The sequence below is a fragment of the Butyricimonas faecalis genome, from assembly GCF_003991565.1.
Lineage (GTDB): Bacteria > Bacteroidota > Bacteroidia > Bacteroidales > Marinifilaceae > Butyricimonas > Butyricimonas faecalis.
The window spans coordinates 2,238,988-2,251,666 of record NZ_CP032819.1; the positions used below are offsets into that span (position 1 = coordinate 2,238,988).

Annotated in this window: 11 protein-coding genes and 4 tRNA genes; 7 read left to right on the forward strand and 8 right to left on the reverse strand. The window is 40.8% G+C overall.

Annotated features, from left to right (window positions below; translation table 11 throughout):
- Nucleotides 1-20: 20 nt before the first annotated feature.
- The 4 genes from D8S85_RS09860 (at nucleotide 21) to D8S85_RS09875 (ending at nucleotide 2,950) form a co-directional block, all read left to right on the forward strand.
- A complete protein-coding gene (locus D8S85_RS09860; protein ID WP_106480556.1) occupies nucleotides 21-1,781 on the forward strand; it encodes a sensor histidine kinase in 1,761 nt (586 codons plus the stop codon).
- Between the two features lie 159 nt (nucleotides 1,782-1,940).
- On the forward strand, nucleotides 1,941-2,618 hold the full coding sequence (locus D8S85_RS09865) for a NigD1/NigD2 family lipoprotein (protein WP_127075024.1): 678 nt from the start codon (nucleotides 1,941-1,943) through the stop codon (nucleotides 2,616-2,618).
- Nucleotides 2,619-2,789: 171 nt separating this feature from the next.
- A tRNA-Tyr gene (locus D8S85_RS09870) sits at nucleotides 2,790-2,871 on the forward strand.
- 6 nt (nucleotides 2,872-2,877) lie between these two features.
- Nucleotides 2,878-2,950 (forward strand) — tRNA-Gly (locus D8S85_RS09875).
- Between the two features lie 162 nt (nucleotides 2,951-3,112).
- On the opposite strand, the gene D8S85_RS09880 is transcribed toward D8S85_RS09875, so the two are convergent.
- The gene (locus tag D8S85_RS09880) at nucleotides 3,113-4,258 is read right to left on the reverse strand and encodes an IS256 family transposase (protein ID WP_127075025.1); all 1,146 of its coding nucleotides are present in this window, start codon (nucleotides 4,256-4,258) and stop codon (nucleotides 3,113-3,115) included.
- 375 nt (nucleotides 4,259-4,633) lie between these two features.
- Here D8S85_RS09880 and D8S85_RS09885 point away from each other — a divergent pair, with 375 nt between their 5' ends.
- Nucleotides 4,634-5,596: an ADP-ribosylglycohydrolase family protein gene (locus tag D8S85_RS09885; protein WP_106480560.1), complete on the forward strand. Its 963-nt coding sequence runs from the start codon at nucleotides 4,634-4,636 to the stop codon at nucleotides 5,594-5,596.
- A gap of 199 nt (nucleotides 5,597-5,795) precedes the next feature.
- Nucleotides 5,796-6,104: a DUF3784 domain-containing protein gene (locus D8S85_RS22250; protein WP_106480561.1), complete on the forward strand. Its 309-nt coding sequence runs from the start codon at nucleotides 5,796-5,798 to the stop codon at nucleotides 6,102-6,104.
- 744 nt (nucleotides 6,105-6,848) lie between these two features.
- Here D8S85_RS22250 and D8S85_RS09900 read toward each other — a convergent pair.
- From D8S85_RS09900 to D8S85_RS09930, 7 genes are all read right to left on the reverse strand, one after another.
- A tRNA-Pro gene (locus D8S85_RS09900) sits at nucleotides 6,849-6,922 on the reverse strand.
- Between the two features lie 20 nt (nucleotides 6,923-6,942).
- Nucleotides 6,943-7,033, reverse strand: a tRNA-Ser gene (locus D8S85_RS09905).
- A gap of 103 nt (nucleotides 7,034-7,136) precedes the next feature.
- Nucleotides 7,137-7,598 (reverse strand): hypothetical protein, encoded by a 462-nt coding sequence (locus D8S85_RS09910; RefSeq protein ID WP_106480563.1) that lies wholly within the window; start codon nucleotides 7,596-7,598, stop codon nucleotides 7,137-7,139.
- Nucleotides 7,599-7,621: 23 nt separating this feature from the next.
- Nucleotides 7,622-8,008 (reverse strand): hypothetical protein, encoded by a 387-nt coding sequence (locus tag D8S85_RS09915; protein WP_106480564.1) that lies wholly within the window; start codon nucleotides 8,006-8,008, stop codon nucleotides 7,622-7,624.
- A 27-nt stretch (nucleotides 8,009-8,035) separates the two neighbouring features.
- Nucleotides 8,036-8,605 (reverse strand): RNA polymerase sigma factor, encoded by a 570-nt coding sequence (locus D8S85_RS09920; RefSeq protein ID WP_106480565.1) that lies wholly within the window; start codon nucleotides 8,603-8,605, stop codon nucleotides 8,036-8,038.
- 68 nt (nucleotides 8,606-8,673) lie between these two features.
- Complete coding sequence (locus D8S85_RS09925) at nucleotides 8,674-9,681, reverse strand: glycosyltransferase family 2 protein (RefSeq protein WP_127075026.1); 1,008 nt, start codon at nucleotides 9,679-9,681, stop codon at nucleotides 8,674-8,676.
- A 34-nt stretch (nucleotides 9,682-9,715) separates the two neighbouring features.
- On the reverse strand, nucleotides 9,716-10,585 hold the full coding sequence (locus D8S85_RS09930) for a lysophospholipid acyltransferase family protein (protein ID WP_106480567.1): 870 nt from the start codon (nucleotides 10,583-10,585) through the stop codon (nucleotides 9,716-9,718).
- Nucleotides 10,586-10,732: 147 nt separating this feature from the next.
- On the opposite strand from D8S85_RS09930, the gene D8S85_RS09935 reads away from it, so the two are divergent.
- On the forward strand, nucleotides 10,733-12,592 hold the full coding sequence (locus D8S85_RS09935) for a DUF349 domain-containing protein (RefSeq protein WP_106480568.1): 1,860 nt from the start codon (nucleotides 10,733-10,735) through the stop codon (nucleotides 12,590-12,592).
- The last annotated feature ends 87 nt before the right edge of the window (nucleotides 12,593-12,679 follow it).

Sequence of the window (12,679 nt, forward strand, 5' to 3'; positions counted from 1 at the left end):
TAATACAAAAACCATCTTCAATGAAATTATCCTATAAACAGAAGTTATTCATTTACTTCTTCATTGTATTTGCAGCCTTCACGGTTGTCATTATCTTTTTCCAGCAGAACCGGGAAAAAGCATACAAAACGGAAACTCTACGTACCACATTGGATGATTACTCCGACATCATTGCCCGTTACGTCCAACAACATCAACTGATAAACAACGGGCAAACAGACTCTTTAAAAAATGTACTCACGCTTATGCCATCCAACTTACGATTAACAATGGTGGATCACGATGGCAAAGTCCTCTATGACAATAGTCTTGACAAGGAACACGAGATCGAAAACCACTTGCTACGTCCGGAGATACAAACGGCATTGATTCAAAAAACAGGAACCGCCATCCGGCTTTCCCAAAGCACGGGAGTCGAGTACTATTACTTTGCCAAAGACTATATGAATTATTTTATCCGGGTGGCTCTCCCCTACGACATCGAGATCCAGAACTTTTTAAAGACGGATAACATATTCATGTATTTTATCACGCTATTATTCTTTATCACGCTGATCTCGCTGATTTATATCTCCGACCGTTTCGGTAAAGCAATTTCCGGACTGAAAGATTTTATTGTTTCGGCCGACAACCACAACATCAATTACAACAACATCCGCTTCCCGAACACGGAACTGGGAGAGATCGGGGAAAAAATCATTCACAACTACCAACTTCTAGAAGAGAGCAACAAGCAAATCAACGTGGAACAGGAGAAACTTCTCCGTCATTTCCATTATTCTGACGAGGGAATTGCCATTTTCTCCGCTAACCGGGAAAAGATATATGCCAACACGCATTTCATCCAGTACCTGAATATTATTTTGGACGAACCGACATTCAAAGTTGAAAAACTTCTGGAACAACCGGATTTCAAAGGCCTGAACGAATTCTTGCAAAAGAACACCCCTGTAAACCCGAATACGGCCAACATCCCCGTGTACCAGAATAAGATCAGCAAAGGAGGCAAACATTTTGCCGTGAAGCTATTGATTTTCACGGACAACAGCTTTGAAATCACCCTAAACAACATCTCTGATAACGAGAAAAACAGGCTCCTAAAACAGGAGATGACCAATAACATCGCCCACGAGCTAAAAACTCCGGTAAGTAGCATTCGCGGTTATGTCGAGACACTTCTGGAACAACCGAATATTGCCCCCGACAAGCAACATTTCTTTTTAGAACGCACTTATTCACAAATTGTACGCCTGTCTGACTTAATCCGGGATATTGCCCTCATCACCAAGACAGAAGAGGCATCCGAACTTTTCGACAAAGAACAAGTAAACGTCCACAACTCGTTGCAGGAAGCCATTGATGATTTGCATGACCCGATCATAGCACACGGGATCAACGTGAAAAACGAGATAAATCCTCAAACTGTTATTGAAGGAAATAAGACGCTAGTCTACGCCATATTCCGGAATCTTATTGAAAATTCCATCAATTACGCCGGAGACAACATCACGATCGGGGTAAACAACTACATGGAAGACAACGAATTTTACTACTTCTCCTACTACGACACGGGACAAGGAATAGAAGAAAATCATCTGAACCGAATTTTCGAACGTTTTTACCGGGTATGCGAAGGACGTAGCAGACAAAATGGAGGCTCCGGCTTGGGCCTGTCCATCGTGAAAAATGCTGTTCTCTTCCACAAAGGAGACATCTCGGCTAAAAATAGAAAAGACGGGGGATTGGAATTCCTATTCTCACTGAAAAAAACTCTCTTCTAAACTCATAAATCCCGGTAAAAACAATGGGAAAAGGCTACCACACAAACCCCGTGGCAGCCTTTTTCTATTGTTTTTAACATTATTAGACGCAACCATTTACGCTATAATCCATCTAAGTAATGAAAATAAAAAACAACGAGTAATAAAAAGGGGTTTAAAATGAAGCATCAAAAAGTAGTGGCACTAATTATTCTTTTGCTCTCGGCAGCATTCGCCTTTACATCTTGTAATAATGACGGATATAGCCTGGACAAATTCTGGTTAGAAGTCGGTACGATTGAAAAAACAAGTGATCAAGATTACAAAATCATATTGGATAAAGGTCCTGTACTGTATCCATCCATTTCAAATGTACCGGCACGTTACTTAGAAAATAACATGCGTGTGTACGCGGATTTTACCATCCTGCAAGATGCAAATCCGGGAAGTAGTGTAGATCATTACGTGCGAGTAAACGACCTGCAAAAACTTCTTACCAAACCTATTGTACCTTACACCGAAGCGATTAGTGACAGCTTGGGTACAGATCAGATTGAATTGCCGGAATATTGGATTGCCCACGACTTTATCACCTTCCGATTTTTCTATGCCGGAGGCGCTAAAGAACACATGGTCAACCTAACGAAGCATGAAGAATTAACAGCGGACGGGAAAACCCTGTTAGAATTCAGGCATAATGCCTACCAGGATCCGGAAAACAAAAGTCTATACGGCTATGTCAGTTTCCCGCTAAAAGAAGTATTTAACGAAGTGACAGATTCCGTACAGCTACACATCAAGTACAAAGGTTTCGATGAAGAAAAAACCATTGACATTACTTATCGTCCTCGTAAATAGGTCTCATAGTGGCGATAAGATGTAACGAGGAGTTTTCGTTGCCGAAAACTCCTCGTATCTTTTACACGTGAAATACATTTTTTTCAAGATTTTTCCACGTAATATTTGGTAATTCCGCAAAACTACCTATCTTTGTACCCGCTTAAAACAAGCAACTGTTCTTTGAACAAAGGGGAGATACCAAAGTGGCCAACTGGGGCTGACTGTAACTCAGCTGACATCGTCTTCGTAGGTTCGAATCCTGCTCTCCCCACATACTGCGGAAATAGCTCAGTCGATAGAGCACTAGCCTTCCAAGCTGGGGGTCGCGGGTTTGAGTCCCGTTTTCCGCTCTCATTTTAAAGCACTTACAATTGTAGGTGCTTTTCTTATTTCTGATAGTTTTAGTGGATTTTACCCGCCTCATGTAAACCTAGATGTAAACCGGAATACAGATAGTGTACCAAAAAGTGTGTATAGCCCTTCTTTTTTCATATTTGCAAATCTATTAATTTTTAATAAAATAATCTTGATTCTAAAAAATTATAAATTGGGTACTTGTAAATATCTGCATTTTGCGCCACCGTTCCCATGAGCAGGATGACGGCTCGCGGGTTTGGCATTGCGCCCCTCATGTTAATAACCCTCTTGTAATCCCTGTTCAGCCTTTCGATCCAGTTTGTAGTGTAAATCATCCCCCTGATTTCTCTTTCATACTTGAAGTACGTGAAATAGAACCTGTACCTGTCGTGGCAATATCTTTTCAAGACGGGGTAACTTTTCTGCCACCTGACAATAAACTCTTTAAATTTTAGAAAAGCCTTTTCCGGCGAGATCTCCCACTGGTCGGGAGCGCAAATTTGTTTAAGCTCTTCCAGCACTTGTTTCTTGTCCCTTGGCTTGACCTTTCCCGCGATATTCCTCTTCAGGTGCACGGTACATAGCTGTAGATCCGCCCGCGGGAAAGTATCCGCCAGGACATTTTCAATGCCGGGGAGCCCGTCACACACCAGGAGGTTAACCTCCTGGACCCCTCTCGCTTTTAGATCCTCGAACACGTCTTTCCAGTTCGTGGCGCTTTCCACGGGGAAGTTCACGACGGTCAAAACTTCCCTTGTCCGGTCTTCTTTCACCCCTAAAACCGTGTAGTAGGCTTCGTTGCTCACGGACTCATCCCGCCGGGTGAGGACATAAGTGGCATCAATATAAAGAATGGGGTAACGCTTCTCAAGTTTACGCCCCAGCCAGGCGTTTACATCTTCACGTGCCGTGTTCAAGAGACGACTTACCTGACTTTTACTGTAATGCTTGCCGTAAAACTGTTCGTAAATTTTACCCACTTGTTCCGTGGTTAAACCACTACAATAAAGGCTACTCACTAGCTTTTGCGCTTCTTCTTCCTGGTCTTTCAACACGCCTAGTAACATCGGGTAAAAATTACTGTTACGACTACGCGGGACCCGAAGCTCGAAGACCTTACCTCCATGGCAGACTCTACGGCCTCGAAAACCGTTACTCACGTCTGATAACATTTCGTTATGAAGACTTCGCTCGGTGAGCATTAAACTCTCTAACCCGCGTTTTACTAATCCATGAAAACCGGATTCGCCATTTGTTATTTCAGAAATTATTTCCGAGATTTGTTCATGTGTAAATTCCATAAATATTCATTTTTGAAAGTTGCATCACAAAAATAAAAAATTTGGGATTTACACACTTTTTGAAACACTATCGAAATACAAACTAAGTACCTACAAATGAAATAGTTAACATCATCTATTATAACCAGGAAACATGAAAAGACAACAAACACCTCATGTAAGCAGAGATGTAAGCAAAAATCGCGATTTAAATCATTATGAATGCAACAGTTAGTGTGATTCATTACAACTCAAGACCTCAAAAAAATGAAGAACTCACCTCTACACCTAAAAAATATATAAGACTAATTAATAAACACCTATCCAAAAGCAATCATAAGTCAAAAGATTCATTTATATTTGAGCTACAGAATAAATTTCATAAACACATCGAATATGAATAACTTAAATAAAAATATATTACTAGGAACAGCCATAGGTGATGCTTTAGGATTACCAGTTCAATTTTTAGATAGAGACGTGATAGCAAAGAATCCTGTTATTACAATGGTGGGACATGGTCAATTTGATGTACCAGCAGGGACATGGTCTGATGATAGTTCTTTATCCCTTTGTTTGGCAGAATCACTATGCAATGGGTACGATTTAAATGATATTGCCAACAACTTCATAAAATGGATGTTTGAAGGCTATTGGACACCATTTAACAAGGCATTCGATATCGGTAATACAACTTATTCTGCCATAGTGAATTTAAGAAATGGAATATCACCACATTTAGCAGGCATGGATAGAGAAAAGGATAACGGTAACGGATCGCTCATGAGGATTCTGCCATTAGTTCCTTATATTCTCAAGATGAAGGAAGAGGAAAAATTCAGAATAATAAAAGAAGTTTCATCATTAACCCATAGACATCCAAGAAGCATTCTAGCCTGTATTGCATTATGTGAGTTTGCCATACGGTATATAAACCTCCAATCAATAGAGAATGCCTATCAAGCTATGCAGCAAATAATTTTACAACTTTTGAAAAGGGAGATATTTATTGAGGAAGAGGTTCCTTTTAAAAGGTTGGTAGACTTATCTTATAAAGAATTTAAAACTATTGAATTAAAGGATATTCGTTCAAGTGGATACGTGATTGATACACTGGAAGCCAGTTTGTGGTGTATCTTCAATACCACTAACTATAAAGATGCGGTTTTAAAGGCTGTAAATTTAGGCCATGATACTGATACCGTGGGAGCAATTACAGGAGGATTAGCTGGGATTATATATGGATATGATACCATTCCTTCTGAATGGATAGATATATTAGCCAGAAAAGATGATATTATTAAATTAGGAGAGAAATTAGATTCAATATATGGAGGTGTGGAAGAACAATCATTTTAGTTCAAATTCACCGACACACATCAAAAAGGTACTAGATGATTTATAAGCATATAAAATAGAAAAACTCCCTATATCACATATAGCTAATTACAAAATTTACTTTTAGCAACAACACAATCGAAACATCCTATTAATTGTAAAACAAGACCAAAATTTTGTATATTTATCAATTAATCAACATTATCTATAAATTATCTGTATGTCAACTCCAAATTTAATAATAGGCATATTCTTTATTGTATTAAGTATTATAATCTTCACATTTCCTAATACAATAGCAGGGTACAATACGCTTTCAAATGAAGAAAAGAAAAAAATTAAAGTAAAGCAACTTGCTAAATTCGTATTTAAAGTACTTTTTTCTGTGGGAATAATCATTATTATCGGGAATTACATTTTCACTTGGCTAAAAGTACCATATTTAAACTATATCCTTCATCCGATTTTGTATATTTTGATGTTAATAATTCTGTTCAGCAACAAAAACAAGTATATTCAACAAGATTGAAAAATATAGAATAATACAAGGTAGTTATATACGATTTTGTTGTGAGCTGTTAACTCCTGCATGCAAGAAGGTATATTTACCATTCGTGATCAAATGGATAAGGGATTAACTTCTAAGACAAGCGCCAATTAATTTCGCCTCGAAGACATATCGCGGACGTTCACGAACGTCTTTGTAACGTCTTTGATTCGTCTTTGATTCGTCTTTAATCCCTAAGAACATCGAATATGCCACGGAAGATAAACGTGTATTACCTGGGAAAAGTTTACTTTATATTTCGTTGTAAAGTGGTATATAAGAATCTTATAAGAGAAGTAATGGTAATCCTACCGAGAACTAGGTGAGAAGCTACCCCTTTTTCGAAGATCATTCGAAGCTTATTCAGAGCTTAACCAGTCCGGAGTGTATGAGCAACGAATAAGAGGTAGCTTCTCGATTACTTTACGGTAGGATTACACATGGTTCTCCTTAGATTTACTTCAGAGCTTTCGATATTACCACAAATTATACCCTCTATATACCTGCTCACCCCAATCCCATCCATAAAACTCTGATCATGCGAGACGACAATCACGGTTCCCCGGTAATCCTTAATGGTCGAAGTTATTATTCGACTCACGTGAAGAAGATAACACTTTATGACTGCTCCACCTACTTTTTCAGGTGAGCCTATTAAATTTATAAGGATAAAGGAAGTATTTTATTCGAATAAAAAAAACAGTCACTTTCGTGGCTGTCTATCTGTCGGGGTGACAGGATTCGAACCTGCGACCCTCTGCTCCCAAAGCAGATGCGCTACCGGACTGCGCTACGCCCCGAAAATGAGCTTCAAATTTAGTGGCGGAGAGAGGGGGATTCGAACCCCCGGTACAGTAATCCCGTACGACAGTTTAGCAAACTGTTGGTTTCAGCCACTCACCCATCTCTCCATTTGCGCTGACAAAAGTAGTGCTTTTTATCGTTTTTGCAAGCTTTTGACGTGATTTTTTTCTTTTTTTTCACGTCCATCCATGAATCCTCTCACGTTATCAACTATTTTCGCTCAGGGGCTGGAAATTTCCCCATCTTCTTCCATAGCTGATGATGGAATTTCTGCTCGGCCTCGATCATCATCCACACTTTTCTGGCAGACAAAGCCTTGGTCAATTTCTCGAAATACTCTTTCTTAATATCCCGTACAGCCTGTTCGGCCGATAAAATGGTTGCCAAATTTTTCAATGCCTGTTGTTCCGTCACTTCCGAGGCCTCTTTTTTATCTTTTCGACAAGCTAAATTTCGTATTTTATCATTCTCGACACGCATTTTCTGTTGCATTTCGTTGTATAAAGGCCAGAACTTGGTGGCCTCTTCCGGGGTTAGCTCCATCTCTTGGGTAAAAAAGGCTACTTTCTGGGCCTCGAACTCTTTCCGTTTGTCTTCACTCAATTTTCCACTTTGGGCAAATAAAGAAAAACCGACCCCCATCATCAATATAATCAAACTTATTCTTTTCATATTTCTTGCTTGTACATTTAATTCTACCTACGTTCCGCGTATAAAAACTCGATCGGATCAGCCTCTTGTGACAGATACTCGATAATCTCTTCACGAGAAGGGTTAAAATCCGAGTCGAAAATATTCTCATTCTCCGTCTGTGCCGCCAGGTTCGCCTGCTCTCCGTTCTTCAATCGCGTCCGATTTTCATCCGCCAGATTAGGGATCAGCAACCGGACGACGATCATTACAAAAACGAATAATCCCGCTAAACCAAGATAAGGATTCAACGTCTGAAACAAGCTTGTTTTCCGAGTTTCCCCTTCCTCGTCTTTTATTCGGTCCATCACCCGATCGCCCAACGTGTCGAAATAACGATCGGGCACCGTGAACGGGTTCTTTGATTTATATTTCTCATCCAAATTATCCATAACCATCCATTTTCTATTGTCCAATAACTACTCGAACGAGGGTAAAGTATCCGAAATCTTCAAACTTTCCTCTATCTTCTTTACGGCGTTGTGATAAGTTGCCTTCAGCGTTCCCACGGCGACATCCAGCACCTCGGCAATGTCCTCGTATTTCATGTCATCAAAATATTTCATATTAAATACCAGACGTTGACGCTCCGGCAATTTTAACACGGCTTTCTGCAATTCTCGCTGGATTGAATCCCCACAGAAAAAGCTATCGCTTTCCAGCTGATTTTCCAAGCTGGGAGTAATTTCCTTCGAATTCCCATAGGTCTTCCGGCGTTTTTCACTCAAAAAATTAATGGCCTCATTCGTCGCCACCCGGTACATCCAGGTAAATAATTTTGCCTCATAGCGAAATTCCTTCAAACCCTTCCAAATCTTGATAAAGGTATTCTGCAACACATCGTCGCTATCCTCATGTCCGATCACGATTTTACGAATATGCCAGTAAAGCCTCTCGCTATACTTTTCTACAAGCAACCGAAAAGCTTTTTCTCCTTCATTTCCGGAATGAAACATTCTTACAATATCTTCATCGCTTATCTCGTTCATGCGTCCTAATCATATCATTAAAGCCTACACTCTTATGACAATATTTCATGTCAAAGGTTTATTTCCCTTCATTTAAAATTTAAATCCGAGAACTTCTTTTTACCCCGTAAGAAATAATCCAGCACGATACTCCGGGGATATATTCCCGTGAGACACGCGGAACTTTCAGGAACCGGATAGGCTTTTCTCATCTCCCGGAAAGCTTTGTATGCCTGAATTACCGAACGGGTGTTGGACCATTGACCTTTTAACAGGAAAAGACCTCCTGCCATCATGTCTAACAAAACACGCGCAAAAAATATCTTCTCGCGCTGTTTACCGCATAAATTTTTATGCAACATCAACAAATTATTCCGGTAATTCAAAAACAACTTTCTCGGGTGATTCATCGGTAACGAGCCTCCCCCCAAATGGTAGACCACGGAAGAAGGGACTACCTTTAAAGTATACCCTTCATTTTTCAATCGCCAGCAAAGATCAATCTCTTCCATGTGCGCAAAAAAGGCTTCGTCCAGTCCCCCGGCTGCCCGGTACACGTCCCGCCGAATGCATAGAGAGGCCCCCGTTGCCCAAAAAACATCTACCTCATTGTCATACTGTCCGCAATCCCGCTCGGTGGTATCCATCACACGCCCGCGACAGAATGGGAATCCCAAGTAATCAATGTATCCCCCGGAGGCACCGGCGTACTCGAATTTGCTTCTATCCCGATATGCCAATATTTTCGGTTGCACGGCTGCCACGTTCTCATCACGATCCAACACGGACACCAAGGGTTCCAACCAGCCGGGAGCAACCTCCACGTCGCTATTTAAAAGGACCACGTATTCTGCCTCGATCATCTCGATCGCCCGGTTATAGCCTCCGGCAAACCCGAAATTATCCTCGAACAGCACCCGTTCCACATTCGGAAACTCTTGTTCCAAGCATGCCCAAGAACCATCCGTAGAATGATTATCCACCACCACGACACGCCCCAATTCAGAATTCGTATTTTTCACGACTGAAGGTAAAAATTCCCGTAACAATTTCTCCCCGTTCCAATTCAATATAATAACAACTACCCGGTTCGCCATTCTAATTTTTGATTTATGATTTTAGATTTTAAATTCAAGACTTCTTCTTATGTTTCCATCTCTTATGCGACCACAGCCAAAACTCCGGCTCTTCTTGTATAAAAGATTCCAACAAACGAGTATGTCTTTCCGTCAATTCTCCTTGGGGTAACTCGGACGGGTTGGCACACACATCCACGAACTCGACCTCGTAATATCCACGTTTCACCTTACGCATACGAACCGAAACCACCGGAATATTATACTTCCGGGCAATCCGCTCCGTACCTAGCAGAACGGGAGTATCTTGATTCAAGAAGCGCATCCAGAAATTCAAATTACGCCCGTTAGGAGTCTGGTCACCGATAAAACCAGCCAAAAACAAACGATTTTCCGAACGATAACGGGCGATAACCCGCAACGTGTCATCCTTTGCCACGAGTACAGCCCCGAACCTGGAACGGATTTGTTTCATCACGCGATCCGTCACTTTATCACGGATCGGTTTATACAAGGCCAGAAAATCCGCCCCCGTTTCCCACAAACTGTAAGAAGACATCCATTCCCAATTACCGTAATGCCCCAATACCCCGATCACGCTTCTCCCCTCGTTAAAGTACGACTGGGGTAATTCCGTGTTTTTAAACACGCAACGTTTCCGGATCGAAGTTTCGGACATGTGCCACAATTTATATAGCTCGATAGACAAATCAGCCAGATGTTTGTAATATTTCCGTTCAATCACCTTGATTTCCCGCAAACTTTTCTCCGGAAAAGAATTACACAAATTTTCCCTCACGACCTTGCGCCGATAATGGAGTACATAGTAAAGCAGCAAATAGTTCAAATCCGCCACCAGATAGAGAACCCGGAAGGGAAGAAAACTAATCAGCCATACAAAACCATACAGAATATACGAAAACATAAGCATCAATTATAAATGTCAAAGATACGTGCTTTACATTTGAAATCCAAAAAGAACTTTCTCTCGCTTTTTTTACTCATTATAAATTGGCATTATCAGAATTAATCATTAATTTCGTGAGTTGAATGCATAAAAATACGAACTGTTATGGAGCAAGAAAACTTACAACAAGCCGAAGAGTTGAATAACAACGAGACAATTTCTCCGGATACTTTAAATGATGAAACACAAAACGAGGTTTCAGTTCAGGGTCAACCTACACCGATAGAGAAAGCCCCCGAAAAGGAAGTTCCGGCATGGGATTTCTCCAGTTTTAACACGGATGAGATCATTTCTCACATGAAGTCTTTAATAGACGACTTCCCCGTGCAACGCTTGAAGGTGCTGGATTCCCTACCTCAAGTTTTCGAGGCTCAGTACCAAAGAGAGTACGATAAAGCATTAGCCGATTTCACCAAAGACGGGAGCCCGGCTGAAGCATTTGACTATCAAGACACTTCCAAGGAACGTTTTTATAGCGTGTACAGAACCTACCGGGAGAAAAAAACGGAATATTACAAGAAACTGGAAGGTGAGAAAGAACAGAACCTGAAGGAAAAACTCCAGATTATCGAGGAGTTGAAGGATCTGATTCAACACGAAGAGTCGTTGAACAAAACGTACCAAGATTTCAGAAATCTGCAAGACAGATGGAGAAACACAGGTATGGTTCCGCAAGCTCAAGCTGGTGACTTGCTGGAAACGTATCACCACCACGTGGAGAATTTTTTCAATTATATCAAAATTAATAAGGAGTTACGGGATCTTGACCTGAAAAAGAACTTGGATGCCAAAAACGCCTTGATCGAGCAAGCCAACGCTTTACTCGAAGACAACAATATCGGGAATGCCTTTCGACAATTGCAATCTCTCCATTCACAATGGAAAGAGATCGGACCGGTTGCCAAAGAAGTTCAAGAAGAAACTTGGAATCGATTCAAAGAGGTAACGGACAAGATTAACAGCGCTTACCATCGTTTCTTCGACAACCTCCGGGAAGAGCAGGATAACAATTTAAAAATCAAAGAGGATATTTGTGCGAAATTGGAAAACTACGCCACTGTTTCTTTTGAGAAACTTTCTGACTGGAACGTGGCCACGGATAGCGTTCTTGCCCTACAAACCGAATGGAAACACGCCGGAACAATTCCGCTCAAGGAGCGTAATCGCCTGTATAAACGGTATCGGGCAGCTTGCGACACGTTCTTCGATAGAAAACGCCAGTACTTCCAAGACATACAGGCCTTGCAAAATAAAAACCTGACCAAGAAAATAGAACTTTGTGAGAAAGTTGAGGCCTTAAAGGATAGTACGGATTGGGGCACAACCACAAAGAAAATCATTGAATACCAGAAAGAGTGGAAAACAATCGGTCCCGTGTCCAAGAAAATATCGAACAAGATATGGAACCGCTTCCGGTCTGCCTGTGATTATTTCTTTGATCGCAAATCAGCACAATTCAAACACGTCTCTTCCGACCAGGAAAAGAATCTTGAACTGAAACGAGAACTGATCGAGGAGGTACGTAACTTCAAACTGACGGGGAATAACGATGATGACATAGAGGCATTGAAAGCCTTCCAAACCCGCTGGGCTGAAATCGGATTTGTGCCGATCAAAGAGAAGGAAGTTGTTCAAAACGAATTCCGTAAATTGATTAACGATCACTTCGACCAACTTGATATCGACGAGTTCGAGAAAAACATTGAACGTTTCAAGTCTAAAATCAACACGTTCGACAACAGTGACGACAAGGATAGCAAGATTATCCAGGAAAGAGAAAAATTAGTCAACAAGATCAAACAACTGGAAACAGATCTACACGCTTGGGAAAATAATATTGGATTCTTCTCCAAATCAAGCAATTCCGATAGTTTGGTCAAGGAGTTTTCCAACAAAATCGAGAGTGCTCGTCACAAACTGGCACTAATGCAAGAAAAGTTGAGGCTCATCGACGGCATGATTTAAATCAAGACCATCAAACATAAAAAGAGGCGCTTCAAAAGTGCCTCTTTTTATGTTTGTATGATATTTTTTCTTACTTTTGTCGTTAAG

Bases quoted from the DNA above. Each gene is read 5' to 3' on its own strand.
- D8S85_RS09860 (WP_106480556.1), top strand. From the start codon at position 21: ATGAAATTATCCTATAAACAGAAGTTATTCATTTACTTCTTCATTGTA.
- D8S85_RS09865 (WP_127075024.1), top strand. From the start codon at position 1,941: ATGAAGCATCAAAAAGTAGTGGCACTAATTATTCTTTTGCTCTCGGCA.
- D8S85_RS09880 (WP_127075025.1), bottom strand. From the start codon at position 4,258: ATGGAATTTACACATGAACAAATCTCGGAAATAATTTCTGAAATAACA.
- D8S85_RS09885 (WP_106480560.1), top strand. From the start codon at position 4,634: ATGAATAACTTAAATAAAAATATATTACTAGGAACAGCCATAGGTGAT.
- D8S85_RS22250 (WP_106480561.1), top strand. From the start codon at position 5,796: ATGTCAACTCCAAATTTAATAATAGGCATATTCTTTATTGTATTAAGT.
- D8S85_RS09910 (WP_106480563.1), bottom strand. From the start codon at position 7,598: ATGAAAAGAATAAGTTTGATTATATTGATGATGGGGGTCGGTTTTTCT.
- D8S85_RS09915 (WP_106480564.1), bottom strand. From the start codon at position 8,008: ATGGATAATTTGGATGAGAAATATAAATCAAAGAACCCGTTCACGGTG.
- D8S85_RS09920 (WP_106480565.1), bottom strand. From the start codon at position 8,605: ATGAACGAGATAAGCGATGAAGATATTGTAAGAATGTTTCATTCCGGA.
- D8S85_RS09925 (WP_127075026.1), bottom strand. From the start codon at position 9,681: ATGGCGAACCGGGTAGTTGTTATTATATTGAATTGGAACGGGGAGAAA.
- D8S85_RS09930 (WP_106480567.1), bottom strand. From the start codon at position 10,585: ATGTTTTCGTATATTCTGTATGGTTTTGTATGGCTGATTAGTTTTCTT.
- D8S85_RS09935 (WP_106480568.1), top strand. From the start codon at position 10,733: ATGGAGCAAGAAAACTTACAACAAGCCGAAGAGTTGAATAACAACGAG.